Origin of the sequence: Pantoea sp. LMR881, from assembly GCF_027157825.1 — a bacterium.
GTDB classification, from domain to species: Bacteria; Pseudomonadota; Gammaproteobacteria; order Enterobacterales; family Enterobacteriaceae; genus Pantoea; species Pantoea haifensis.
The window spans coordinates 1,077,242-1,103,736 of sequence record NZ_JAPVOK010000002.1; the positions used below are offsets into that span (position 1 = coordinate 1,077,242).

The following is a 26,495-nucleotide window of genomic DNA, read 5'->3' on the forward strand; positions in this document are numbered from 1 at the left end:
CCGCTCAGTTCACCTGCGTGGCAGGCCCAAAGACCGGATAATCGGGCAGCGTGACGTTTTGATAGCCTTCCCAGCCACCGCCCAGAGCTTTATAGAGCGCCACTAAATCCAGACCGCTTTGCATCCTTGCCTGCGTGGCTTGCTCCTGAGCCTGAGCTAGCTGGCGCTGAGCATCCAGAACATCCAGGAAAGTAGTCAGCCCCTGACGATAACTGTCGCTGGCCAGATCAAAGGCCCGTTGCAGTGCTCCAGTCGTCTCATCCAGCGCCGTCACGCGTTGCTGATCGGCACGATAGCTCACCAGTGCATTCTCTACATCCTGTAGAGCGGTCAGCACCGTTTGTCTGTAGTCCAGCGCAGCACTCGCCTGTTGTGCACGTGCCAGCTTCACGCTGGATACCAGCTGTCCGCCCTGAAAGATCGGAATAGAGAGTGAAGGGCCATAACTGTAAAAGTGGCTACTCCAGTTATCCAGATAGCTGACGTCGGTATTACGCACTCCAATCTGTCCGGTGAGCGACAGGCTCGGGAAAAGTTGCGCTACCGACACGCCAATACTGGCGGTTTGCGCATGCAGGTTAGCCTCTGCCTGACGGATGTCAGGCCGACGACGGGCCAGCGTTGAAGGGATGCCAACAGAAACGATTTGTGGCAGCGTCGGCATCGCTTTTGGTGTGCTGAGCTCCGCATCCAGCGCACCCGGTGTTTTACCCAACAGCACGGCTAAACCGTTCATTGCCTGACGCGCCTGCGACTGATATTGCGGCAGCTGCGCCTGCAGCGAACTGAGCTGTGCACGGGCGTTTTCAACATCGGTTAAAGGTGCCAGGCCGTTACGCTGCTGGCTTTGCGTCAGTTGCCAGGTCTGTTGTGCCACCTCAATCTGCTGCTGTAAGGTTTGCACTGTCGCCTGTGCACCGCGCAGTTGCAGCCAGGCTCGCGCGACCTCGGCCTCAAGCGACACCAAAGCATCGTTACGTTGTTCAATGGCGGCCTGAGTTTGCGCATTGGCCGTTTCAACCTGACGTCTTACTTTACCCCACAAGTCGAGTTCCCAGCTCGCATCGAAGCTGCCCTGATAAAGATTAACCGGTTGCGTCAGGCTGTTGAGCTGGCTGGCAACATCGCTGTCGAGCTGATCGGTAGCACCGTTGGCTTTTAATAATCCCTCAAGTCCTAACTGTTGCCGCGTCACCTGAGCGGAGCCATTCAGGCGGGGAAACAGGCCGCCCTGCGCCTGCGCAAGCTGTTCACGCGCGCCTGCAATGCGCAGCACCGCCTGTTGTAGCGTCAGGTTGCCTTCAATGGCGCGGGCTATCAGGCTGTCGAGTTGCGGATCGTTGAAGCTGCGCCACCAGAGAGAATTGATTGCTGAAGAGCGCGGGCGCGACGCTTCCTGAGAATCGAGAGCGTTAAAGCTGCCCGGCACGTGCGGTTTAGGGGCCTGATAATCTGGCCCAACAGCACAGCCCGCCAGCCATATCGCCAGTGTTAATAAGCTCAACGGCTTGATGCCGCGAGAAAAGATAACCTTCATGTCAGTGTGCTCCTGCACTGCCTTCGCTCTTAATCGGCGACAGCAGCCAACAAAATGGAATCAATATCAGGGCAACGATGCTCAAACCTGAAAAGACGTCGATATACGCGAGAATACGCGACTGCATGATCATTTCCTGATAAAGCTGACCGGTAGCCAGCGTGACAGGATCGCCCACTGCTGAGGTAAAGTCGCGTATCGCCTGCGCCCAGTGCTGAACGGTGAGACTGAACTGCTCATTGAGCGGCGTCATGTTATGCACCATATGCGCAGACCGTACCTGTTCGCGCTCGGTGATCGCGGCAGTAGAAAGTGAAATGCCAATCGAACCGGCAACGTTACGGAACATCGTGAAAAGCGCGGAGGCATCCGCATTTAAACGTTGCGGGATCGTGACAAAGGCAATGGTGGTTAACGGGACAAACAGGAAGCCGAGACCAATCGACTGCGCGCTACGCATCAACACCAGGGTGGTGAAATCAACGTCAGGGGTTAAGCTCGCTGAATAGAAAAAGGCCACGGCCAGACAGGAAAAACCAAAAGCAATGATGTAGCGCGTCTGCACCACGGGCATGAGTTTAATGACCAGTGGTATCGTCATGACGATCAATATCGCCCCTGGCGACAGCACCAGCCCCGACCAGGTGGCGGTATAGCCTAAATCCTGCTGCGCCAACTGCGGTAACACCACTGAGCTGCCATACAGAATCATCGCCATGCCTGCCATTAACAAGCCTGAAACCCAAAAGTTGCGATCTTTCATTACCATGATATCGACCACCGGTTTACGTGCATACATCAGCCAGTAAACCGCGCCGACAATGCCGATGATCGCCAGAATGGCAAACGAGACGATAAAGTGGGAAGCAAACCAGTCCTCATCTTCACCGCGATCCAGCATCACCTGCAAACAGCCAAGGCCTAACGTGATCAGCGAAATGCCGATGTAGTCGATCTTCAGCTTGCCTTTGGCCCACTTGCGCTCCCAGGGCGGATCTTCCAGCAGCTGGTAAATTGCCAGCACCGTAATAATCCCGACGGGAATATTAATGAAAAATACCCAGCGCCAACTGTAGTTGTCAGTAATCCAGCCCCCGAGCGTCGGTCCGATGACCGGCGCGACGATAATCGCAATAGAAGAGAGACCAAACGCTTTGCCGCGATCTTCAGGCTTAAAGTAATCAAGCAGGACTGATTGCTGTACCGGTTGCAGGCCGCCACCGAAAAATCCCTGTAGCACGCGAAACAGAATGATTTGCCACAGTTCGGTGGCGATGCCGCACAGAAACGAACAGATGGTGAACATAACGATGCAAATCAAAAAGAATTGTTTGCGACCAAACAGGCGACTGAAAAACGCAGAGATGGGCAGCACAATACCGTTCGCCACCAGATAGGAGGTCAACACCCAGGTTGACTCGTCATAACTGGAAGAGAGCGAACCGGCAATGTGCGGCAGTGCCACGTTCACAATGGTTGTGTCGAGGATCTCCATGAACACCGCCAGCGTGACGGTGACAGCCACCAGCCACGGGTTACTGGCGGGTTTCCAGCTCTGCGTTGAACTCATTCCACGGTTACCTTCGGTTCAACTGACAGGCCGAGCGGCAGCGGATGGTTAGGATCTAAACCTTTATCAATCACGATTTTCACCGGTACACGCTGGACAATTTTCACATAGTTACCGGTCGCGTTTTCTGCCGGGAAAGTTGAGAAGCGTGAGCCGGAGCCCATCTGGATGCTGTCAACGTGCCCTTCCAGCTTCATATCCGGCCAGGCATCAACGCTGATCGCCACTTTATCGCCTGGGTTCATGCGCTCAAGCTGCGACTCTTTAAAATTGGCGGTGATCCAGATATCCGGTGACACCAGCGAAAACAGCGAGCTGCCAGCCTGCACCAGCGTGCCCAACTGCACGTTACGCTTAGTCACGAAGCCATCATACGGCGCGCGCACCTGGGTATAAGAAAGATTAAGTTCGGCGTTATCAAGCTGCGCTTTCGCCTGCTCAACCTGTTGCTGACGCGCTTCAACATTGGTTTCCTGCTGCCGAATTTGCAGCTTAACCTGCGAAGCCACTTCTACCTGGGCTTTAGCACTTTGTAACTGTGCCTGCGCCGAGCGCAACTGGGCTGCGGCAGTGTCGATATTGCGCTGACTGGTGGCGCGTGGGTCAACGCCTCGCTGACGACGATAATCCGCTTCCGCGTTGAGTAAGTTTGCCTGCGCTTTAGCCTGATCGGCCAGAGCCTGATCGCGCTGCGCCGGATATTGTACCCGTGACAGCGCCAGCTGCGCCTGCGCCTGATGCAGTTGCGCCTGCGCTAATCCAAGCTGCGCTCTGGCCTGATCGCGCTGCGCCAACGTGTCGCGTGGATCAATTTCCACCAGCAAATCGCCCTTCTTCACCCGCTGGTTATCTTTTACCAGCAGCCTGACGACATAACCTGACGCTTTCGGTGCGATGGTTACCGCGTCGCCTTCAGTAAAGGCATCGTCGGTGGTTTCTTCATTGCGGGTACTAAACCAGAAGTAGAAGCCAACAATCAGCATCACTACCACCACAATAGCCAGAATAATTAGCGGCTTCTTGCCGGGGCGTTTGCGTTCGGGTTCATCGTTGTTCTGGTTATCTTGTGACTGACTTTTTTATCCTGCGCGTCTTCAGCGTCGTCCTGGCGTGGCTCGCGTTTGTCGTTCTCGCTCATAGTTTCCATCACTGGCTAAGGCCCTAAATCCCGGGCATAAAAGGTCAAACTAACCTTAGATCGAAAATTGACAAATTCCAGTATAACTTTACCTGACTTGAAGAATGGCGCACGTCTTGCCACTTTGAACTTACTCAGGACTTTTGCTTACGCCATCAGGCGGAGCAGCAGCCAACCGCTGAACATGGCCCAGGCGAGCAAAGGCAGTGAGAAAAGATGGAAGCGCCACCAAACGCGGCGGTCTTTCGCCATACGTAAGGCAATCAGGTTCGCGAGTGAACCCGGCAATAGTCCAAATCCGCCAATATTGACCGCCCATGCAAGCGTTTCTGAAGGGGGAGTTTCTGTAGCAATAAAATGGTCGCGGGCACATTGCTGATCACCTGCGACAATCCAATCGCCAGCAGATAAATCGCCCCCTCGCTATAATGAGAAATCGCCGCAAAATGGGCGTGTAAAACCGGTAAACGTGTCAACAAATAGACATTGATAAACATCGCGATGAATACCGCCAGCAAACTCCAGTCAATATTCAGTAAAACCGGACGCGCCATGATCATAAAACAAAACACAATTAACAGCAGCGCCCATCCGGTAAGATGCCACTCCAGCGCAGCGATAAACAACAGATATAAACAGACGCTCATTCCTAACAGCGGCTTTTGCCACTGCGGTTTTTCACCGTTGTCATGCTTCTGAATGCTTCGCTTCGAAAAGCTCCACCAGGTTAACACCACCAGACTAGTCATCAGCCAGGCAGCCAGAGGGAGCATCTGTCCGATAAAGCCTGCAACGCTGAGCGAACCGTGACTCCATAATAAAATATTTTGCGGATTGCCGACCGGCGTTAATAGCGATCCGGCATTGACTGCCAGTGCTTCGAAAATGATCAGGCGTGAAACAGGTAAACGGGAGAATTTACGCAGCGTGAGCGTCAGCGGCACCAGGATAAACAGCGCCACATCATTGGTCAGAAAAGTAGAAAGCAGCGCAGCGGCCAGCACCATGAATAACGCCAATGCACGCTCATGCCTGAAACGCGCAATTAAGCGGCCGCCCAGCACGTCAAAATACCCGCTGGTTTCCAGTCCTTTCGTAAGGATCAACAAACCGGTCAGGGTAACGATGGTGTGCCAGTCCACCGCATCTGGCAAATCTGGCCAACGAAAGTCAGCCAGAAAGAGCAAAATCGCCCCGGTCACCAACAACAGATGTAAAATGTGATCGTGCAGAAAGGAACGAAAAACGATGGGCATCGTGGCCGGTCGCCTTAAAATTTAGCGGTTTTCGTAATAATGTTTAAAAACTGCCAGGGTTTCATCACTGACGTGATGCTCAATGCCTTCGGAATCGCGACGCGCCGTTTCGGGGCTAATGCCGAGGGCCAGTAAAAATGTTTCAACGATATGATGGCGCGCCCGGCTCTCTTCAGCCAGCTTTTCGCCCTCACTGGTTAAGAACACCCCCGATAAGGCACCTGTTCAACCAGCCCTGCCGTGCCAAGACGCTTCAACATTTTTGCCACGGTAGGCTGCGAGACGCCCAGGCGGGCCGCCATATCGACCTGACGCGCCTCGCCAAATTCACCAATTAAATCAGAGATTAACTCAACGTAGTCATCAATAAGTTCGCGACGATGCGCTTCACGCACCTGCCGAAAACCTTCGACATGCTCCTCAATATCTTTTAGTGGTCCTTGCGGGGCAGAAACCACGCTTTTAGCACGACGACTCATTCAGCTTCCTCTTTATTATTTTCCGCATTTAGCCTGCAGTGCGGATTAGCTGCGCTCATTGTAAACCAGGTGGAAGGAAGCTCAAATTTTTCCTAATTAGCATTGGCTAAAGGGTATAGCCAGTGCTATATTTGTTGATAATGTAAGCAGCGATGCGTATGCAAGGTGAAGATCATGCAGGATCCTTATCTGTTACTGCTTTTGTTTCTGAGCTTTATCGCTGGTCTATGCTTACTATTGCGTCGACTTTAATTGGGAGGTGATTCTATGAGCACCCTGAAATGCTGTTTAGATTGCAGCAAATGCTTCCAGGCTGAGAACACAGCAACCACGGATATGAAATCCTGGCTGTGCCTGTTGACGCGTTCCCCTTTTACGCTTCGCCTTATGTTGATCGAAAAACTGCTCGGTAAGAAAACGGACGATCGTCGCTGTAAAAATCTGATCTGGCGCGGATAACGCCCCCTTCTGCTGGCGAGCCTTTCACTGTGCCGTTGAGAGGCTACCCCTGCATTTTTTCTTTTTCGCTTCGTTTGCTCTCGCTCACCGCTTTTTTGCTTTGATCACCGGGTGATTAACAGCATCTTACTGCTGATAATCCTGGCGCAATCGTGCCGGTCAAAACGGGTCGAGGGATAAAGCAGAGAAAACCTTCAATATAACGCAGAAACAAAAAACGGCCCGAAAAGGGCCGTTTTTTTGCAGGCAGTCTAAGCTGAACTTAGAAGCTGTAACCTACGCCAGCAATCCAGGTGCCAACGTCAACGTTGCGGATGCGGCTCTGCTCATAGCCCACGTCCAGTGCAACGTTTTCGATTGGGTTGAACTGCATACCTGCGCCGTAAGAGAAGCCAACGTCGCTGGAATCAGATTTGTCACGTACTGCGGTGGTGTTCTGCTGGAATTTGCCGTAGCCGATACCCACCACACCGTAGATGCTTGCCCAGTCATTCAGACGGTAAGCTGGACCACCGGTAATGCCGTAGTATTGGCCTTTGTTATATACGCCAGCTTCGGTACGATCTTTCTCGGTGTAAGTGAAAGAACCGATCCAACCCAGTGGGTTAGAACCGTCTTCGTAGCGATATTTCAGGTTGAAGCCGTTAGCTTTGTTAGCAACGCCCTGAAGATCGCTCTGCGCATAGCCACCTGTTACGGTGCTTTGAGCCATTGCGGAACCTGCGGATACAGCCAGAACACAGGCCAGTGCTGAAAGACATGCAATTTTTTTCATAACCACCTCAAATGTGAAAGTACTACTCTCCTGACAACGCTGAAAATATAACAAAAAATAGCGAGAAACTCTGCCCGGATTTTGTTGTCTAACAGAAAGTTTGGTGTAACAGGACGTTAATGCCATATACTATGTCATTCATTTTTCTTATAAAAAACGTCATCTTCCTGCAATAAACTTTTTATCTTCATTTCGTGCCTTTAAGTTAATTCCTAAAAAAATCTGACAGTTCTTTACTAAACTGGCACTGTTTTTGTGCAACAAATGCTCAGTTAAACCTCATTTAAACCGCTTCTCACCTCTCTTTTTTGCCGCACTTTTCCAGTACACTGCCTGATGTGTTACGTCAATCAACAGGATATGCTCACAGGATGTCACTTACCTCACCGTCAAAAAACCTTGCGCCGGTTATCATGCCTGTTGCTGTGCTCCTGATTGCGATGTTATCGCTTCAGGGTGGCGCATCGCTGGCAAAAACACTTTTCCCGACTGTAGGCGCAACAGGCATTACCGCTCTGCGTTTAGGTTTAGGCACGCTCATACTCTGTGTGATTTTTAAGCCCTGGCGGTTGCGGTTTACTCGCGAGCAGCGCACGCCTTTGCTCATGTATGGCCTGGCGCTGGGTGCCATGAACTTTATGTTCTATTTATCCCTACGCACTGTGCCGCTTGGTGTCGCGGTGGGACTTGAATTTACCGGCCCCCTCACGCTTGCGCTGCTCGGCTCTCGTCGACTGCTGGATTTTCTCTGGGTTGGCCTCGCCGTGACTGGTCTCTGGTTCCTGCTGCCTTTTGGCGCCAGTATGACTGCTATCGATCCGGTTGGGGCGCTACTGGCAGTAGGCGCTGGCGCATGCTGGGCTTTTTATATCCTGGCAGGACAGCGCGCAGGTGCGGAGCACGGACCGGCAACGGTGGCGATGGGTTCATTAATCGCTTCGGTGATTTTTGTACCGCTGGGCCTGACTTTTGCCGAAAGTGGCATCTGGCACTGGAGCGTTATTCCGATCGCTCTGGTCGTTGCGCTGCTGTCCAGCGCCATACCTTATTCGCTCGAAATGATTGCCCTGACGCGCTTACCAGCACGCATCTTTGGCACACTGATGAGCCTTGAGCCCGCCATGGCTGCCCTGTCAGGAATGCTTTTTTAGGGGAAACATTGAGTGTGAATCAATGCCTGGCGCTGCTCGCTATCATCATTGCTTCTGCCGGTTCAACCCTGACAATGAAGCCCAAAAAGAGCCAGTTAAGTGAAGTGGAAATAAAATCTGCAAACGAAAAATAACGTTTTGGCCTGTTTAACCCACAGGCCAAATAATAATCACCTTACGACCACGTATAATTTTAATTAAAAAATCACGTAATTATTATTATTTTGAAACAGTCTTAAAATTAATATTAACGATTAAGTTTAACCTGCTGTTTATCGGTCTTTTTTAATTACCGCTTAACGTAACATTCAATTAACCCAGGCGCGTAACTCATTATATGTTGGGAAGAAAAGCTCTATTTCAGCTATCGGGATTGCCGTTGCTGCAAACTTAAAAAGCACTGCTATACTTATTCCCGTGCTTGATTTAGGACAACCATCTAAGAGAGGACCGAAACGATGAGTACCGCTAAACTGGTTAAGACAAATTCTTCTGAGCTGATTTACACCCGTAATAACGTGGCTGAAGACGAGAAAAAAGCTACCATTGAGGTGCTCAACCGTATGGTAGTCGAGTTCATCGACCTGTCGTTGATCACCAAGCAGGCGCACTGGAACATGCGTGGCGCAAATTTCATCGGCGTCCATGAAATGCTGGATGGCTTCCGCACTACCATTACCGATCATCAGGATACCATTGCAGAACGTGTTGTTCAGCTGGGTGGCGTTGCCCTGGGCACCGCGCAGGTTGTGACTGATAAAACGCCATTGCAGAGCTATCCGCTCAACATTCATAGCGTACAGGATCACCTGAAAGCACTGGCTGATCGTTACGCTGTTGTGGCAAATGACGTGCGTAAAGCTATCTCTGAAGTTAACGATGAAGATACCGCTGATATCTTTACTGCCGCTTCTCGCGATCTCGATAAATTCCTGTGGTTTATCGAAGCTAACATTGAGTAAGAGAGAATGATGTAAAAAGGCGGGGAAACCCGCCTTTTTTATGCCTGCGTAACCGCAATTTTATGACCTTGTTAACAGTTTTTCCTTCCTGATCTTTCCCGCGTAATATTGTCAGGCACACTGGCTTTGCACCATAAAAGCATGTTGCACCAACATAGATCACCATTTTGGTGCGACCGCCATCTGGTAAGCAAAATCGTGTCAGCACGCTATCCCAACCGGCTGATTTTAAAGATTTTGCAAAGTTGGCATAATTTTTTCATATGACAAGTTGCAAACGCAGGCCATGCCGCCTGGTAGTAATAAGGAAAAATGATGAAGTCACTGTTTAAAGTCTCTGTGGCCGCGCTGGCGCTGGCCTTTTCTCTCTCCTCCACCGCAGCTGAAAAAAAACTGATTGTTGCTACAGATACCGCATTCGTTCCTTTTGAATTCAAGCAAGGCGATAAGTATGTTGGCTTTGATGTGGATTTATGGGATGCCATCGCTAAAGAGCTGAAGCTGGAATACACCCTGAAGCCAATGGACTTCAGCGGGATTATTCCTGCCCTGCAAACGCGCAACGTTGACCTGGCACTGGCGGGTATTACCATCACTGAAGAACGCAAGAAAGCCATTGATTTTTCAGAAGGTTATTACAAAAGCGGTTTACTGGTAATGGTGCGTAACAACGAAAACGACATCAAAGGCATCAGCGATCTGAACGGCAAAGTGGTGGCAGTGAAGAGCGGTACCGGCTCCGTCGATTACGCAAAAGCGAACATTAAATCGAAAGATCTGCGCCAGTTCCCGAACATCGATAACGCCTATATGGAACTCGGCACTAACCGCGCTGACGCGGTTTTGCATGATACGCCAAACATCCTTTACTTCATTAACACCGCTGGCAAAGGCCGTTTTAAAGCAGTTGGTGATTCGATTGAAGCGCAGCAATATGGTATCGCTTTCCCGAAAAACAGCGACGATTTACGTGAAAAAGTAAACGGTGCGCTAAAAACCATCAAAGAAAACGGCACTTACAATCAGCTGTATAAAAAATGGTTTGGCAGCGAACCTAAATAATAATTCAATTCCGCTTTACCTTTCAGCAGGGATAATATCCCTGCTTTTTTCCATCGCAACCTATCTGGAGTTTCACCATGGAATTTGACTGGAGCGTTATTTGGCCAGCCTTACCCGTGCTGCTTGAAGGCGCAAAAATGACCTTGCTGATCTCGGTCATCGGTCTGGTTGGCGGCCTGATTATCGGTTTAGTGGCCGGTTTTGCCCGCGCTTACGGCGGCTGGGTGACGAATAACATCGCATTGGTTTTCATTGAAATCATTCGCGGCACGCCAATCGTGGTGCAGGTGATGTTTATCTATTTCGCCCTGCCGATGGCGTTTCCTGATCTACGCATCGACCCGTTCACCGCAGCCGTTGTTACCATTATGATCAACTCTGGCGCTTACATTGCAGAAATTACGCGCGGTGCGGTGTTGTCCATTAACAAAGGCTTTCGTGAAGCCGGGCTTGCGCTTGGCCTGTCGCGCCGCGAAACCCTGCGTTATGTCATTATGCCGCTGGCCCTGCGCCGCATGCTGCCACCGCTGGGCAATCAGTGGATCGTGAGCATTAAAGATACCTCGCTGTTCATCGTGATTGGTGTAGCGGAACTGACGCGTCAGGGTCAGGAAATTATTGCTGGTAACTTCCGTGCACTGGAAATCTGGAGTGCGGTCGCAATCATCTACCTTGTGATTACTTTGGTGTTGAGCTTTGTGCTGCGCCGTATTGAGAAAAGGGTGAAAATCCTGTGATTGAATTTAAAGACGTCTCAAAGCACTTCGGTAAAACCCAGGTGCTGCACAATATCGATCTGAAGATTAACCAGGGTGAAGTGGTGGTTATTATTGGCCCTTCCGGTTCCGGTAAGTCTACGCTACTGCGCTGTATCAATAAGCTTGAAGAGATTACCAGCGGTGAACTGATTGTCGATGGCTTAAAAGTTAACGACCCGAAAGTTGACGAACGCCTGATTCGCCAGGAAGCCGGGATGGTGTTCCAGCAATTCCATCTGTTTCCACAGATGAGTGCCCTGGATAACGTGGCATTCGGCCCGATTCGCGTCCGTGGCGCAAAGAAAGAGGATGCGCGCAAGCTCGCGCAGTCGCTGTTAAGCAAAGTGGGGCTGGCGGAGCGCGCTAATCATTTCCCGTCTGAACTTTCCGGCGGCCAGCAGCAGCGCGTGGCGATTGCTCGTGCTCTGGCAGTCAAACCTAAAATGATGCTGTTTGATGAGCCGACTTCCGCCCTCGATCCTGAATTGCGTCATGAGGTATTAAAAGTGATGCAGGATCTGGCCGAAGAAGGCATGACGATGGTGATTGTTACCCACGAAGTCGGCTTCGCGCAGAAAGTGGCATCGCGCCTGATTTTCATTGATAAAGGCCGAATTGCAGAAGATGGCGACCCGGATGCGTTAATCAGCAATCCGCCAAGCGAACGTCTGCGTGAATTTTTGCAGCACGTTTCCTGAGTTCACGGGCCGCTTTCAACAGCGGCCCATTTTTTTGAAGCTCTTAGTCTCTACTCTCCACTTCCCATAAATCCCTAAATAATTTGCCCTGTATCGCGGCGGCAAGTGAAGTCATCCCGATAAGCGTAGAGATCTCCGTGATTCGGGTGCCGGGCGCAGCCAGCAAAGAAACCGCGCAAAGCATAACGGGGATTTAGCTTTCAGAACTTTCATTTACCATCCCTGACTATACTTTTCCTCTTGTGACGAAAGCGTGTTGCTAAGGAGAAAGCCATGTTGTCAGCCTGCCCACACCGCACCTTATTGCGGCGTTGGATCCTGTTTTGTCTGTTATTTTTCATTACATTACCCACAGCACAAGCCGTTACACTTCCTCAAGCCGCTGTTGCAAGCCAGCAAAACAAAACAAATGCCAGCAATACGCAAGAAACACCGGGTCTGGACGAGAAGAAAGCAGCCTATGCGGCACTGGCCAATATCCTTGAGAATGATGAATCGCGTCAGGAATTAATCGATCAACTGCGTAACGCTGCCACTGCGCCTGCTGACACCGAAACACCTGAACTGTTACCGCCGACTGAAGAGCCGGAAGAGAAAACGGTGCTGCAAGGGCTGACGGAGATGACGCGGGAATATGGCGGCGAAGTAGCCGCTAAATTCCTGCATCTGCGTAACAATATTTTTTATGCACCGCATAAAACTTTTAACCCAACCACTTTTATCAAGGCGGTTAACCACTTCGTGGGGCTGGCGCTGGTACTGTTTGCTTTTTACTGGCTGCTGCGGCGCATGGTTTACCCGCTGTATCGTCGTCTTGGCCAATGGGGGCGGCATAAAAACCATGAGCAACGCAACTGGATTCAGCTGCCTGCGGCGATCATCGGCGCATTTATTATTGATTTGCTGCTGCTGGCGCTGGCACTCTTTGTCGGCCAGATTATTAGCGATAATTTTCATGGCGGCAGCCGCACCATCTCCTATCAGCAAGGGTTATTTCTTAATGCCTTCGCACTGATTGAATTCTTCAAGGCGCTGCTGCGGTTGATTTTCTGCCCACGTTTTCCTGAATTGCGTTTTTTCCCTCTCCACGACGATCGCGCCAGCTACTGGAATACGCGACTGAGCTGGCTCAGTGGCATCATGGGATATGGTCTGCTGGTTATCGTGCCGATTGTCTCTAATCAGGTAAATGTACAGATCGCGGCATTACTGAACATCGTGATTATGGCCGTGATGACCAGTTGGGCGCTATGGCTGATATTCACAATAAGCGCAAAATTCATAACGCTCTGGTTGGCCTGGCCGATCGCAGCATGGCCTTTTTCGCGCTGTTTATTCGTGCCTTTGCCCTGATCTGGCACTGGCTGGCGAGCGCCTACTTCATCGCCCTGTTTCTGTTCTCGATCTTCAACCCTGGCGATAGCCTGAAGTTTATGATGTCTGCCACGGTACGTAGCCTGGCCATTGTAGGCCTTGCGGCTTTTATCTCCGGTATCCTGTCACGCTGGATCAGCAAAACCATTACGTTGTCACCTGACGTCCGTCGTAATTACCCTGAACTGCAAAAACGGGTCAATGACTGGGTAAAAGCGATGCTGAAACTGGCACGCATTATTGTGGTGTTTGCCACCCTGCTACTGCTGCTCAACGCCTGGAATCTGTTTGATCTCTGGCACTGGCTGACGGTAGGCGCAGGCGAGAAGATGGTTGATGTCCTGATCCGCATCGTGATGATTTTACTGTTGTCTGCCATTGGCTGGACGGTGCTGGCCAGCCTGATTGAAAGTCGTCTGGCATCCGATTCTCACGGTCGGCCAATGCCCAGCGCCCGCACACGTACGCTGCTCACGCTATTCCGAAACGCACTGGCCGTGGTTATCAGCACTATTACCATCATGATTTTGCTGTCGGAAATTGGCGTTAACATCGCACCCCTGCTGGCCGGTGCGGGTGCGCTGGGACTGGCAGTTTCCTTTGGTTCACAAACGCTGGTGAAAGATATCATTACCGGTATTTTCATCCAGTTTGAAAACGGTATGAATACTGGCGATCTGGTCACTATCGGCGCGATTACTGGCACGGTTGAACGCATGTCGATACGTTCAGTGGGTGTGCGCCAGGATACGGGTGCGTATCATATTATTCCGTGGTCTTCGATAACGACTTTCGCCAACTTTGTACGCGGTATCGGTTCATTTGTGGCCAACTATGATGTTGATCGTAATGAAGATGCTGAACGTGCGAAACAGGCGCTGCAGTCAGCGGTTAATGAACTGCTGGAAAACCCGGAGATCCGCGGCATGGTGATTGGCGAACCGAATTTCGCCGGCCTGGTGGGTCTGACTAATCAGGCATTTACCGTGCGCGTCTCATTCACCACCCAGCCGCTCAAGCAGTGGACAGTGCGCTTTGCGCTCGATGATAAAGTGAAGAAGCATTTTGATGCTGCAGGCATTAAAGCGCCGCATCAAACGGTGGAAGTGATGCAAACCGGCGGCGATGTGGCGGGTGCCGCCAGCTTACCGGCGTTACCGCCGCCACAGTAACGCCCTGACCTGACAGGCCAGAAGCCGCAGCCTCTGGCCTGTTGATTACTTAGCGAGTCGCTGCGCACGTACGGCTGCGGGCATAAAACTCCACGCCAGGAAACGACTCTGTTTCTGGCCCTGTGCCATGTTCACCACCCGCACTTCTGCCACATCCAGTGCCTTAAGCTGTTTTTCCAGCGCAGGCAGATTTTCTTTACGCGATACCAGAGAGGTAAACCATACGCACTGCCGCGCCAGCGCCACGCTCTCTGCAATCATCTTCGCGACAAACGCTTTTTCACCGCCTTCACACCACAGTTCATTATGCTGACCGCCAAAGTTAAGCGGTGCCGCGTTCTCCAGGCCAAGATTACGCACCTTGCGCTGAGAGCCTGCGGCGGCTTCCACAGCAGAGGCGTGAAAGGGCGGGTTACACATTACGGCATGAAAGAAATCGTTTTTGTTTACCACGCCGGATAAAATCGCGGCGCTGTTTTTTTGGCGGCGCAACCGGATGTTACGCTGCAAACCGGGATTTGCGGCAATAATTTGGTTTGCCGCTTTCAGGGCCTGTTCATCAATCTCAGTTCCGGTAAAACGCCAGCCATACTCTGCCTGACCAATCAGCGGATAGATGCAGTTCGCGCCGCAACCAATATCCAGCACGTCAGCCATGGGAATGTTGCCGTGATTATCCAGCGCCAGCAAATCAGCAAGATAATGCAGGTAATCGGCACGCCCCGGCACCGGGGGACAGAGCGAGCCCGGTGCAAGCTGCCAGTCGAGGCCGTAAAACAGTTTGATCAGCGCCTGATTCAGTAACATGACGGCTTCAGGATCGGCAAAATCCACCGACTGTACGCCATAACCGTTTGGCCGTACTTTCGCTGCCAGCGGCGGATGCGCAGCCGTTAATGCGGCAAAATCATATTCACCCTGATGGCGATTGCGGGCATGGAATGGCGATAAGCTCACTGACTTTTTCATACTTTCTCTCAATTATTCTGGCGCGCGTACAATACGCTGTGAATCAGCGAAAATAAACCCGCACAATCCGCTTACCCTTTTTTGCCGCACACCATCCATGCTGTCCTGAGAGAAAATAAATCACTTAACAGGACAGGTTATGACGCAGAAACGCTACTCTTATCAACCGCGCGCTGGGCATGGTTTGCCACACGATCCGCTGAATGCCATTATCGGTCCGCGCCCCATTGGCTGGATCAGTTCAGTCAGCACCCAGGGGCATCGCAACCTGGCACCTTACAGCTTCTTTAACTGTTTTAATTATCATCCACCGATTATCGGTTTCGCCAGCAGCGGCTGGAAAGACAGCGTACAAAACATTTCTGAAACCAAAGAGTTTGTCTGGAATCTGGCGACGCGCTCCCTGGCGGAAGCGATGAATGAAAGTTCGGCGTCAGTGCCTGCCGATCAGGATGAATTTGCTTTATCCGGTTTGACACCGCTGCCCGCCTCCCAGGTTAAAGCCAGCCTTGTCGCAGAAAGCCCGGTCAACTTTGAGTGTAAATTAACCCAGCTCATTCAATTGCAGGACGCAAACGGCGTGCCCATTGATAGCTGGCTGGTGCTGGGCGAAGCGGTGGCTATTCATATTGATGAGACATTGCTGGCAGACGGGATCTATCAGACCGCGAAAGCGGAGCCCATTCTGCGTGCAGGGGGACCCAGCGCCTATTATAGTATCAGCGAAGCGCAGCGGTTTGATTTGGTTCGCCCGGATGCGCGCCGCCGTTAGTCTGTAAAGCGTACCGCCCGGTGCGCTTTAAATTTCGTTTATCACGCCTGATATTTAACGTGCTATTAACCTGCCCTACGCCATACCAGTCACTGGTTAACGCTCACCGGACCTTACTGTTTTTCGCTTAAATGATTTACTTAAAATGGGAGAGCGATCATTAACAATGGTCAAGCAGAGACGATTTTTGCCTGCTTAAAATTTTTTCAGCTTAACGTAACAACGTATACTTAATTCAGCCATAAATTTCCCAATTTTGCGTTACTGAATTTCTCCCCTGCTATTAAATTAACATTATCGATAATATAACAATCTGGCTTCAACTTATTAAGAATATAAGGATTTAGTTATGGATAATAAAGTCATTTACCTTTTTTGTTCTGCGGGCATGTCTACATCGTTACTGGTCAGTAAAATGCGAGCGCAAGCGGATAAATATCAAGTTCCGGTTTGTATTGAGGCCTTTCCTGAAACGCGGGCCGCTGAAAAAGGCCCTGAGGCCGATCTTATCCTGCTTGGCCCACAAATTGCCTATATGCTTCCGGAAATACAACAGTTATTACCGGGTAAAAGCGTTGAGGTTATTGATTCTGCTTTATACGGGAAAATAGATGGACTGGGTGTTTTAAAAGCAGCGGTTGCGTCAATAAAACAAAACGATAAACGGTAGTTTTACTTTTGTCTTTAACGTAAAACTCTACTCTTTCAGGCCGCTGGCTGTGTGATATTCAAGGATAGCATATGAATCACGCCATTAATTCTCTGGAAAAATTACTCCTGCCCTTCGCGTTAAAAATAGGCAAACAACCCCACGTCAACGCAATAAAAAATGGCTTCATAAAACTGATGCCTTTAACCCTGACCGGTGCAATGTTTGTGTTAATTAATAATGTATTTTTAAGTTTTGGTGCAGGCTCCTTTTTTCATTCTTTAGGCATTCGTTTAGATTCTTCAACGATTGAAACGCTTGATGGGCTAAAATTAATTGGCGGCAACGTCTACAACGGCACGCTGGGGTTAATGTCATTAATGGCCCCTTTTTTATTGGCATGTCACTGGCCGAAGAGCGCAAAGTCGATTCACTGGCAGCAGGCTTATTATCCGTGGCTGCCTTTATGACCGTCACACCCTTTAGTGTAAACGGGGCTTATGCTGTTAACGCAACCTGGCTGGGGGTGCGAATATCATTTCAGGTATTGTTATCGGCCTGTTAGTGGCAGAAATGTTTACCTTTGTAATTCGGCGCAACTGGATCATTAAATTACCCGAGAGCGTTCCCGGCTCGGTATCGCGCTCCTTCTCAGCACTTATTCCAGGCTTTCTGATTCTTTTTCTCTTCGGCATTCTTTCCTGGGCGTTGGCCGTTGCAGGTAGCAATTTTCATCAAATCATTATGGACTCCATCTCTACACCGCTGGCGTCTATGGGTGCAATTGTCGGCTGGGCCTATGTTATTTTTACCTCTCTGTTGTGGTTTTTTGGCGTGCATGGCTCACTCGCACTGGCTGCGCTGGACAGTGGTATCATGACACCATGGGCGCTGGAAAACGTGGCGATTTACACGCAATATGGTTCGGTTGAAGCTGCTCTGCAGGCGGGAAAAACCTTTCATGTCTGGGCCAAGCCGATGCTTGACTCCTATGTCTTCCTGGGCGGCACAGGCGCAACACTGGGCTTAATCATCGCGATCTTTATTGGTTCACGCCGCGCTGATCATCGGCAAATCGCCAAACTTTCATTGCCATCAGGGATCTTTCAAATAAATGAGCCGATTTTATTTGGTCTGCCCATTATTATGAATCCGGTCATGTTTATCCCATTCGTGTTAATACAGCCCATTCTGGCAGCAATTACTCTGTTTGCTTATCACCTGAACGTTATCCCACCGATCACAAATATTGCGCCCTGGACAATGCCTACCGGTTTAGGGGCGTTTTTCAATACCAATGGCAGCCTGGCGGCACTCGCCTTAGCGTTATTTAACCTGTGTGTTGCAACGCTGTTTTACCTGCCCTTTGTTACCCTCTCCAATAAAGCACAAAGCATTCTGCAGGAAGAAGAAACCGAAGAAGAGATTGCTAATGCGTTAAAGTTTTGATTGCAAAATTGTATAGCGAACCGGCTTATCACTAACCTGGAGAAATATCATGTTTCCCTCCGATGATATAACTGAAAATAGCGAATTGCAGGAACTTGAAGATATCATAATGGGATTGATCATTAACGCGGGACAGGCACGCAGTCTGGCTTATGCCGCGCTGAAAGAAGCTAAAAAAGGGAATTTCAATACTGCCAGAGCGTTAATGTCGCAATCACAGCTCTCAATTAATGAAGCGCACCTGGTACAGACCAAACTGATTGAAGATGATGAAGGAACGGGTAAAACGAAAGTCAGTTTGATACTGGTACACGCTCAGGATCACTTAATGAACGCGATGCTGGTGCGCGAACTCGTGATGGAGCTCATTGTACTGCATGAAAAGATAAAATAACGTAATCTGCCTTAATGTAGCCACGGATAATAACAATGGAAATCAAGACAGCTCACGAGAATCAACTGTTTGATGGTCAAGATTTTCACATGTTAATTTTTAATAAAGTTGAAAGCATTTCAGGATTACATCAACACGATTATTATGAATTTACGATTGTACTCACCGACCGTTATTATCAGGACATCAATGGCAAACAGGTATTACTGGAGCGCGGGGAGTTCGTTTTTATTCCTTTAGGATCTTATCATCAAAGTCATTATGATTTTGGTGCAACACGGATACTCAACGTCGGGATCAGCAAAAGGTTTTTCGAACAGCACTACTTACCTTTATTACCTTCAAACATCGTGGCGTCTCAGGCGTATAAAATAAAGAGTGAATTTTTAAATTATATTGAGTCAGTTATCGCATCGCTGAATTTCAGGAACGGTGAGTTTAATGAATTTCTTGAGATGGTGACATTTTATATTGTTAATCGTCTACGTCACCAGCGGGAGGTTGACAGTAATCCAACCATCCCCAACTGGTTGAAGTACACGGTAGAGCAGATGCACGATAAAAAATACTTTAGTGATAATGCTCTAAACAACATGGTGAATTTATCGGGGAAATCACAGGAGTATCTCACCCGCGCCATGCAGCGCCATTATGGAAAAACACCTATGCAAGTTATTAATGAAATTCGCATCGACTTCGCAAAAAAGCAGCTGGAAATTACAAATTATTCTGTCACAGATATCGCTTTCGAATCGGGTTATAGCAGCCCTAGCATGTTTATCAAAAACTTTAAAAAGATGACCTCTTTTACACCCAAGCGTTATCGCAATAAGTTATGCACGATTAATGGACCTGAATAAAAGAGACTTTAACAACCTTCTTTCGACGCAATCCTGTTTTAGGAATACTTATGCAAAAAAACCTAAAAATAGTCACTATTGGTGGCGGCAGTAGTTATACCCCTGAACTGGTTGAAGGATTTATAAAACGTTACGCTGAATTACCGATCAAAGAGCTATGGCTGGTCGATGTTGAAAGCGGTAAGCAAAAACAAGACATTATATTTGACCTTTGCCAGCGGATGATTGAACGTGCTGGCGTGCCGATTACGCTTTATAAAACTTTAGATCGCCGCGAAGCTTTGATTGATGCTGATTTTGTTACCACACAGTTCCGTGTCGGTCAGCTTAAAGCGCGTGAACTTGATGAAAGTATTCCACTCAGCCACGGCTATTTAGGGCAAGAAACCAATGGTGCAGGCGGTTTGTTTAAAGGTTTGCGCACCATTCCCGTTATCTTTGACATCATCAAGGATGTAGAGAAGCTTTGCCCGAAAGCCTGGATAATCAACTTTACTAATCCGGCAGGCATGGTCACCGAGGCGGTCTTTCGTCACACCCGTTTTAAAAATTTCATCGGCGTCTGTAATGTTCCTGTAGGCATGAAAATGTTTATCAGGGATGTCCTTAAGGTTCGGCCGCAGGAAGCGTTATCCATTGATCTGTTTGGCCTGAATCATTTAGTGTTTATTAAAGATGTCTATGTTAACGGCCAGTCACGCTTTACTGAACTGCTTGACGGTGTGGCATCAGGTAGGTTGTCAGCTAATTCAGTGAAAAACATTTTTGATTTACCTTTCAGTGAAGGACTTATTCGTTCGCTTAATTTGCTGCCGTGCTCTTATTTGCTTTATTACTTCAAGCAAAAAGAGATGCTGGCCATTGAAATGGGTGAATTTTATAAAGGCGGTGCTCGTGCCACTGTTGTGCAGAAAGTTGAGAAACAGCTGTTTGATTTATATAAAAAACCAGACCTGGATGTGAAGCCTGCCGAGCTTGAATTACGCGGCGGCGCTTACTATTCCGATGCTGCCTGTGACGTCATTAGCGCAATTTACAATGACAAACAGACCGAACATTATGTGAACTTCCCGCATCGCGGGCATATCGATAATATTCCTGCCGACTGGGCTGTTGAAATGACCTGCTCTATTGGCCGGAATGGCGCAAAACCACACCCACGCCTGAAACACTTTGATGAAAAGACGCTGGGGCTGATCTACACCATTAAAGGTTTCGAAATCGCTACCAGCGAAGCAGCATTAAGCGGAAAATTTAACGATGTGCTACTGGCCCTGAATCTTAGCCCGCTGATCCTTTCTGATAAAGATGCCGAGAAACTGGCTCGCGATATGTTATTAGCCCACCAGCATTTATTACCGAACTTCACGCAGGCTGTTGCCGCCTTAAAAGAGCAAGACACCCATGAATAAATTATTGATTGTGAATGCCGATGATTTTGGACTTTGCAAAGCACAAAATTACGGCATCATTGACGCATTCGTGAATGGCGTTGTGACCTCCACAACAGCAATGGTCAATGCTGCGGGCAGCGCGCAGGCAGCAACGCTCAGCGCGGCACATCCCGAACTTGATATTGGCCTGCATTTTGTCCTGACCACCGGACAGCCGCTCTCTCCGCTGAAAGAGCTGACAGATGAAAAGGGTAAGTTGGGCGAGTTGTTTTGGTTAAAGGCGCAGGCAGGCACGCTGCCACTCGCAGCAATAGCAAATGAGCTTGAGTGCCAGTTTTTGCGTTTTGTTAAGCTGTTTGGCCGTCTGCCAACCCATATCGACAGTCATCATCATGTCCACATGCATTCTCAACTTTTCCCGCTGGTAGAAACTTTTGCAAAAGATAAAGGCATCGCTATACGCATCGACCGACGCGCCGCGGCAAGCAGTCATATCCAGCTTTGCGGCTCGCTCAGCACACACGGCTTCGAGAGTGGATTCTATGGTGAGAAGATTACGCAAAAACTGTTTTTAGAGCTGTTAGATCGCTCTGCTCTTCGCGAAGAGCAGTCGCTGGAGATGATGTGCCACCCTTCCTTTGTAGATAATACCCTTCTTAAAAGTCGGTATTGTTTTCCGCGCCTTATTGAGCTGGATATCCTGACGGCACCCTCGCTTAAACAGGCTATTGCCGAAAGGGGTTATCAACTGGGATCGTATCGGGACCTGATGCGTTAACGCCTTTACAGCCGGATCCGGCACATCTCAACCCGACAGGGGGCATCGCCCCTGCCGGGCCTGAAAAAGCGATCACCCTGCTTTACTCAGATGCTGCCCTGTTCAGTCAGGGCAAGGATCAGCGCCTTCAGCACTTTTTGCAGTTGGGAAGCGCGCTGTTGATGCCAGGCAAAGGGCGTGGTCTCATCCATATAATGGCGCTGCGCCAGTTCCAGTTGTACCGCCTGCACTTTCTGCTCAGGTTGACCATAGGCGCGCGTGATATAGCCCCCTTAAAACGCCCGTTGACCACCCAGCTGTAATCACTCTGCGCTTCACACACGGCGCGAAGGGCAGCAATAACCGCGCCGCTACAGCTTTTGCCGTCATGGGTGCCGATATTGATATCCGGCAACCGCCCCTCAAACAGGCGCGGGATCACGCTGGCAATTGAATGCGCGTCAAACAGCAGAGCATAACCGTGTTCCGCTTTGAGTCGCGCCAGCTCCTGCTGGATTTGCTGATGATAAGGCTGCCAGATGTAATCAATGTAGCCCTGACGCTGTTCAGTCGTTGGGGTTTTACCCTGAGCAAAGGTCGGCGTACCATCAAACAGGGTTTCCGGAAACAAGCCGGTGGTGGCCGTGCTGTAGAGCGGTTGATTATCTGGTGGACGATTCAGATCGATAACAAAGCGTGAATAGTGGCCGATTAACACGCTGGCACCGAGATCGCGTACAAAGTCATACAGCAGCGGAATATGCCAGTCTGTATCGGGCAACCCCCGCGCCGCCTCGGTCAGCCCCGCCTCCACTTCAGGGGTAAGCTGCGTTCCGGCGTGCGGAATGCTGACCAGCAACGGGATCTTGCCTTGGGTAAAATGGAAGGATGTCATAACGCTTCTCCGCGACAGATAACACTGCAGGGCAGTTGCCCCCCAGCCAGTAAACCAGTTCAGCCGGACGCGCCAGCGGCCAGTGCACAAAGTTTGCTACTTTCCCGGCTTCCAGCGAGCCGTGGCTCTGCTGCAATCCAAGCGCCTTTGCGCCCCAGAGCGTCACGCCTGCCAGCGCCTCTTCTGGCGTCATGCCAAACAGCGTGCAGCCCATGTTCAGCATCAGACGTAGCGACAGCGCCGGCGAGGTGCCTGGATTGGCATCGCTGGCTAACGCCATCGGCACGCCATAACGGCGAAACAGTTCAACCGGCGGACGCTGGGTTTCGCGCAGCAGGTAAAACGCGCCGGGCAGTAAAACGGCCACCGTACCCTGCTGTGCCATTGCCTGGACATCCGCTTCGCTGGCGTATTCAAGATGATCGGCGGAAAGAGCGCCATAACGTGCCGCCAGCGCCGCGCCGCCCTGCGCAGAAAGCTGCTCAGCATGGAGCTTCACCGGCATTCCTAATGCTTTCGCCTGATCAAACACCCGCGCCACTTGCGCAGGCGATAATGCCAGATGTTCACAAAACGCATCCACCGCGTCCGCCAGCCCTTCAGCTTTGACCTGGGGCAGGAGTTGCTGGCAAATGATATCGATCCAGCCATCCGGGTTGTGTTTGTATTCTGGCGGGAAACCGTGTGCAGCCAGGCAGGTGGATAACAGATCGGCGGGTACGCTGGTGTTCAATTCGCGAATAGCGCGTAACATGCGTAATTCACTTTCAATATCCAGACCGTAGCCCGATTTAATCTCAACCGTGGTCACGCCTTCTGCCAGCAATCTCTCTAAGCGCCAGCGCGCCGAGCTGACCAGTTCATCCTGACTGGCTGCACGCGTGGCGCGAACCGTTGAAAGAATGCCGCCGCCCTGGGCTGCAATCTCAGCATAGCTGATGCCATTCAAACGCTGCTCAAACTCCTGGCTACGATCGCCACCAAACACCAGGTGCGTATGACAATCCACCAGGCCTGGCGTAATGATCCCACCTGCAAAAACATGACGTTGAGCGGCCCCGAAAGCAGGCATATCTGCCCGCGCACCGACCCAAACCAGCTTGCCCGCTTTTACAGCCAGCGCGCCATCACGGATGGTGTGGTAACGGCCATCCTGCATCGTGACGACATCGGCGCCCAGCCACAGGCTGTCTGCTTGCCACTCATCTGCTTTTTCCATACCCCGTCCCGACATTTACACTGCGTCATAAAGTATGTATATGTATATACAACCACAGCCGTTGAGGATCAACCATGGCGACTTTTTTTGCCGCACGCGCTTTGCTGACTGAAGGCTGGCGACACCGGGTGCGCATCTCAGTAAATCAGGCAGGATTCATTGAGGCGATTACGCCCGACAGCCCTTCACAAGCGGATGTTATTCTCCAGGGTGACGTGATCCCCGGCATGGCCAATCTGCATTCCCATGCTTTTCAGCGCGCAATGGCGGGATTAGCCGAAGTCGCCGGCAATCCGCAGGACAGCTTCTGGACCTGGCGCGATTTAATGTACCGCATGGTGCAGCGTCTGACGCCACACCAAACAGGCGATATTGCTGCGCAGCTCTATATCGACATGCTAAAAGGCGGTTATACCCAGGTCGCAGAATTTCACTATTTACATCACGATCCGCACGGCGTGCCCTACCCGGACGATGCCATGCTGCATCAGCTTATTGCCGCTGCCGACACCGCAGGTATAGGTCAAACGCTGCTGCCGGTGTTGTACAGCTACAGCGGTTTTGGTGCACAACCGCCTGCTGAAGGCCAGAAACGCTTTGTTCAGCATACTGAACGCTATTTACAGCAGCAGTGCAAACTGCGCGACGCCTTACGCAACAAGCCGTTACAGAATCAGGGCCTCTGTTTTCATTCGCTGCGTGCCGTAAGCGAAACACAAATGCAGGCGGTGCTGGCGGCGAGCGATGCCACTTTACCGGTTCACATTCACGTCGCCGAACAGGAAAAAGAGGTTAACGATTGTCTGGCCTGGCAGGGCGAACGTCCGGTTAGCTGGTTAATGAACCGTTTTAACGTTGATGCACGCTGGTGCCTGATCCACGCCACCCATCTGGATAGCAGTGAAATCGATCGTCTCGCGCTCAGCGGTGCCGTTGCCGGTTTGTGTCCCACCACCGAAGCCAATCTGGGTGACGGCATTTTCCCGGCAGTGGATTATATTGCCCGGGGCGGGCGCTGGGGTATCGGCTCCGACAGCCACGTTTCGCTCAGTGCGCTGGAGGAGTTGCGCTGGCTGGAATATGGTCAGCGCCTGCGCGATCGCCGCCGCAACCGGATAACGATGCCCGGACACGCTTCAGTGGGCGATCTGCTCTGGCACCAGGCGGCACGTGGCGGTGCGCAAGCGTGCGGCATTCGTAGCGGTGAGCTGGCTGTGGGACAACGCGCCGACTGGCTGGTGCTACGTGATGAAACCTGGTTCAGCAATATTGATGAGCGCGCCCTGCTGAATCGCTGGCTGTTTGCAGGCCAGCGCGAACACATTCGTGACGTCTATGTCGCAGGCAGGCAATTGATTAATGATGGCCATCATTCTGCCGAAGAAGCCTGTGCCACGCGCTTCAAACAGGCGATGGCGGCGCTACGATGAACCCATTTTCATATCACGATCTGCCGGTCAGTCGCTGGCGCAACGGCGGTGGCGAAACGCGTGAAATCATCAGCTTTCCGCCTGGTGAAGTGCACTTTGGCTGGCGCGCCAGTATTGCCACAATTTCAACAGACGGCGCTTTTTCGCTGTTTCCCGGTGTGGATCGGGTGATTACTCTGTTACAGGGCGATGCAGTCAGGCTTAACGCACCGGGTACAGAGCAGCGTTTAACGCTGCATCAGCCGTGGGCGTTTCCTGGTGAGCTGGCGCTAAAGGCCACCCTGACCGGCGGCACCAGCCTGGATTTCAATATCATGACGCGCCGTGCAAGCTGGCTCGCAGCGGTCCAGGTGCTTTCAACTGCGGTAAGCAGTGAACACGGCGTTGCATTTGTATTGTCAGGAGAATGGCGGCTGGCGCACGGTAAAATCCTCGCACCCCAGCAGGGCATTTGGTGGGTTGACGAGCCCGTGCAGCTTACCCCGCTCAGTCAGGAGGCACACCTGTTGTTTACCCGCCTCAGCCGTGTCCCTTGAAGCGGCCCAGCAATTTATAGCGTGAGCCGGGATAGAGCAGGCGCGCATAGGTCACGATTTTATTGTCGCTCCACGTCTGGCGACGGATCAGCAGGCAGGGTTCATGCTCATCCAATGCCAGGTGTTTGCGTTGCCGCGCATCCGCCAGCACCGCTTCAACAATATGTTCACCCGCGGTTAACGGCGCAACGCGCATTAAATAGGTGTAGGGCGTTTGTCGCTGATAATCCTGCGTCAGATAGTCGGGTGCCATCAACGGATTCACCAGGCGATCTTCTAACTGCACCGGCAGGTCATTTTCGTAATGCACAATCAGAGAATGGAAAAGCGTCTGACCCGTGCTTAATCCTAATACTGCTGCCTGTTCAGGATCCGCTTTGGTTTGACCGATAGCGAGGATTTTACAACTGTGCTGATGACCACGCTGGGCAATTTCATCAGCGATGTTATGCACTTCCAGCATCGCCGTGTAGCCTTTCATCTCAGCGACAAAGGTGCCAACACCCTGCATACGCACCAAAAAACCTTCGCTGGTTAACTCACGCAGCGCACGGTTGATTGTCATACGGCTGACGCCGAGCTCATTCACTAACTCGCTTTCTGACGGCACGCGCTGATTCGATTTCCAGTGCCCCGCCCGAATCTGACTCACAATGGCCTGCTTAACGCGCTGATAGATTGGGGCAGGTTCATCGCTCATGGCCGCAGCCAGTTGCGCTATCGCCGTATGCTCAACCATTTTTGTTTCCTCATTCTGATAATGCCCTGAGTTTACTGTCT

Annotated in this window: 18 protein-coding genes and 8 pseudogenes; 16 read left to right on the forward strand and 10 right to left on the reverse strand. The window is 50.9% G+C overall.

The window, feature by feature from the left end:
• Positions 1-4: 4 nt before the first annotated feature.
• The 5 genes and pseudogenes from O3W44_RS06905 to mntR form a co-directional block, all read right to left on the reverse strand.
• On the reverse strand, positions 5-1,537 hold the full coding sequence (locus O3W44_RS06905; RefSeq protein ID WP_269292489.1) for an efflux transporter outer membrane subunit: 1,533 nt from the start codon (positions 1,535-1,537) through the stop codon (positions 5-7).
• Between the two features lies 1 nt (position 1,538).
• Complete coding sequence (locus O3W44_RS06910) at positions 1,539-3,107, reverse strand: DHA2 family efflux MFS transporter permease subunit (RefSeq protein WP_269292490.1); 1,569 nt, start codon at positions 3,105-3,107, stop codon at positions 1,539-1,541.
• Positions 3,104-4,254: pseudogene (locus O3W44_RS06915) on the reverse strand (HlyD family secretion protein). Before O3W44_RS06915 ends, O3W44_RS06910 begins: the two are co-directional and overlap by 4 nt.
• A gap of 138 nt (positions 4,255-4,392) precedes the next feature.
• A pseudogene (locus O3W44_RS06920) lies at positions 4,393-5,501 on the reverse strand (SLC13 family permease).
• 21 nt (positions 5,502-5,522) lie between these two features.
• A pseudogene (gene mntR / locus O3W44_RS06925) lies at positions 5,523-5,980 on the reverse strand (manganese-binding transcriptional regulator MntR).
• Positions 5,981-6,247: 267 nt separating this feature from the next.
• Between mntR and O3W44_RS06930 the strand changes: the two are divergent.
• Complete coding sequence (locus O3W44_RS06930) at positions 6,248-6,439, forward strand: hypothetical protein (RefSeq protein ID WP_269292491.1); 192 nt, start codon at positions 6,248-6,250, stop codon at positions 6,437-6,439.
• Positions 6,440-6,701: 262 nt separating this feature from the next.
• On the opposite strand, the gene ompX is transcribed toward O3W44_RS06930, so the two are convergent.
• The gene (ompX, locus tag O3W44_RS06935) at positions 6,702-7,214 is read right to left on the reverse strand and encodes an outer membrane protein OmpX (RefSeq protein WP_269292492.1); all 513 of its coding nucleotides are present in this window, start codon (positions 7,212-7,214) and stop codon (positions 6,702-6,704) included.
• 371 nt (positions 7,215-7,585) lie between these two features.
• On the opposite strand from ompX, the pseudogene rhtA reads away from it, so the two are divergent.
• The 6 genes and pseudogenes from rhtA (at position 7,586) to ybiO (ending at position 14,391) form a co-directional block, all read left to right on the forward strand.
• Positions 7,586-8,499: pseudogene (gene rhtA / locus O3W44_RS06940) on the forward strand (threonine/homoserine exporter RhtA).
• A 324-nt stretch (positions 8,500-8,823) separates the two neighbouring features.
• Entirely contained in the window at positions 8,824-9,327 is a 504-nt protein-coding gene (gene dps / locus O3W44_RS06945; RefSeq protein ID WP_269292493.1) for a DNA starvation/stationary phase protection protein Dps, read from the forward strand.
• 315 nt (positions 9,328-9,642) lie between these two features.
• A complete protein-coding gene (gene glnH / locus O3W44_RS06950; RefSeq protein ID WP_269294383.1) occupies positions 9,643-10,389 on the forward strand; it encodes a glutamine ABC transporter substrate-binding protein GlnH in 747 nt (248 codons plus the stop codon).
• A gap of 77 nt (positions 10,390-10,466) precedes the next feature.
• On the forward strand, positions 10,467-11,126 hold the full coding sequence (glnP, locus tag O3W44_RS06955; protein ID WP_269292494.1) for a glutamine ABC transporter permease GlnP: 660 nt from the start codon (positions 10,467-10,469) through the stop codon (positions 11,124-11,126).
• Complete coding sequence (glnQ, locus tag O3W44_RS06960; RefSeq protein ID WP_269292495.1) at positions 11,123-11,845, forward strand: glutamine ABC transporter ATP-binding protein GlnQ; 723 nt, start codon at positions 11,123-11,125, stop codon at positions 11,843-11,845. Before glnP ends, glnQ begins: the two co-directional genes overlap by 4 nt.
• Positions 11,846-12,118: 273 nt before the next feature.
• Positions 12,119-14,391, forward strand: a pseudogene (ybiO, locus tag O3W44_RS06965) (mechanosensitive channel protein).
• Between the two features lie 45 nt (positions 14,392-14,436).
• Here ybiO and rlmF read toward each other — a convergent pair.
• Entirely contained in the window at positions 14,437-15,360 is a 924-nt protein-coding gene (rlmF, locus tag O3W44_RS06970; protein ID WP_269292496.1) for a 23S rRNA (adenine(1618)-N(6))-methyltransferase RlmF, read from the reverse strand.
• A gap of 139 nt (positions 15,361-15,499) precedes the next feature.
• On the opposite strand from rlmF, the gene O3W44_RS06975 reads away from it, so the two are divergent.
• The 7 genes and pseudogenes from O3W44_RS06975 to chbG all read left to right on the forward strand — a co-directional run bounded on the left by O3W44_RS06975 (position 15,500) and on the right by chbG (position 21,656).
• Positions 15,500-16,132, forward strand: coding sequence for a flavin reductase family protein (locus O3W44_RS06975; RefSeq protein WP_269292497.1), 633 nt, complete (start codon positions 15,500-15,502; stop codon positions 16,130-16,132).
• Between the two features lie 349 nt (positions 16,133-16,481).
• A complete protein-coding gene (locus tag O3W44_RS06980) occupies positions 16,482-16,802 on the forward strand; it encodes a PTS sugar transporter subunit IIB (protein ID WP_269292498.1) in 321 nt (106 codons plus the stop codon).
• A 71-nt stretch (positions 16,803-16,873) separates the two neighbouring features.
• A pseudogene (gene chbC / locus O3W44_RS06985) lies at positions 16,874-18,230 on the forward strand (PTS N,N'-diacetylchitobiose transporter subunit IIC).
• A 49-nt stretch (positions 18,231-18,279) separates the two neighbouring features.
• On the forward strand, positions 18,280-18,624 hold the full coding sequence (gene chbA / locus O3W44_RS06990; RefSeq protein ID WP_269292499.1) for a PTS N,N'-diacetylchitobiose transporter subunit IIA: 345 nt from the start codon (positions 18,280-18,282) through the stop codon (positions 18,622-18,624).
• Between the two features lie 26 nt (positions 18,625-18,650).
• Entirely contained in the window at positions 18,651-19,484 is an 834-nt protein-coding gene (gene chbR, locus O3W44_RS06995; protein ID WP_269294384.1) for a transcriptional regulator ChbR, read from the forward strand.
• A 50-nt stretch (positions 19,485-19,534) separates the two neighbouring features.
• Positions 19,535-20,896: a 6-phospho-beta-glucosidase gene (locus O3W44_RS07000; protein ID WP_269292500.1), complete on the forward strand. Its 1,362-nt coding sequence runs from the start codon at positions 19,535-19,537 to the stop codon at positions 20,894-20,896.
• Positions 20,889-21,656 carry a chitin disaccharide deacetylase gene (gene chbG, locus O3W44_RS07005; RefSeq protein ID WP_269292501.1) on the forward strand — a complete coding sequence of 256 codons (768 nt, stop codon included), beginning with the start codon at positions 20,889-20,891 and terminating at the stop codon, positions 21,654-21,656. Before O3W44_RS07000 ends, chbG begins: the two co-directional genes overlap by 8 nt.
• Positions 21,657-21,742: 86 nt before the next feature.
• On the opposite strand, the pseudogene hutG reads toward chbG, so the two are convergent.
• A pseudogene (hutG, locus tag O3W44_RS07010) lies at positions 21,743-22,530 on the reverse strand (N-formylglutamate deformylase).
• A pseudogene (hutI, locus tag O3W44_RS07015) lies at positions 22,527-23,749 on the reverse strand (imidazolonepropionase). Before hutI ends, hutG begins: the two co-directional pseudogenes overlap by 4 nt.
• Before the next feature lie 74 nt (positions 23,750-23,823).
• Between hutI and O3W44_RS07020 the strand changes: the two are divergent.
• Positions 23,824-25,179 (forward strand): formimidoylglutamate deiminase, encoded by a 1,356-nt coding sequence (locus O3W44_RS07020; protein WP_269292502.1) that lies wholly within the window; start codon positions 23,824-23,826, stop codon positions 25,177-25,179.
• Positions 25,176-25,715: a HutD/Ves family protein gene (locus tag O3W44_RS07025; protein ID WP_269292503.1), complete on the forward strand. Its 540-nt coding sequence runs from the start codon at positions 25,176-25,178 to the stop codon at positions 25,713-25,715. Before O3W44_RS07020 ends, O3W44_RS07025 begins: the two co-directional genes overlap by 4 nt.
• On the opposite strand, the gene hutC is transcribed toward O3W44_RS07025, so the two are convergent.
• On the reverse strand, positions 25,699-26,454 hold the full coding sequence (gene hutC / locus O3W44_RS07030; protein WP_269292504.1) for a histidine utilization repressor: 756 nt from the start codon (positions 26,452-26,454) through the stop codon (positions 25,699-25,701). The two genes, O3W44_RS07025 and hutC, sit on opposite strands and share 17 nt — an antisense overlap.
• Positions 26,455-26,495: the final 41 nt, after the last annotated feature.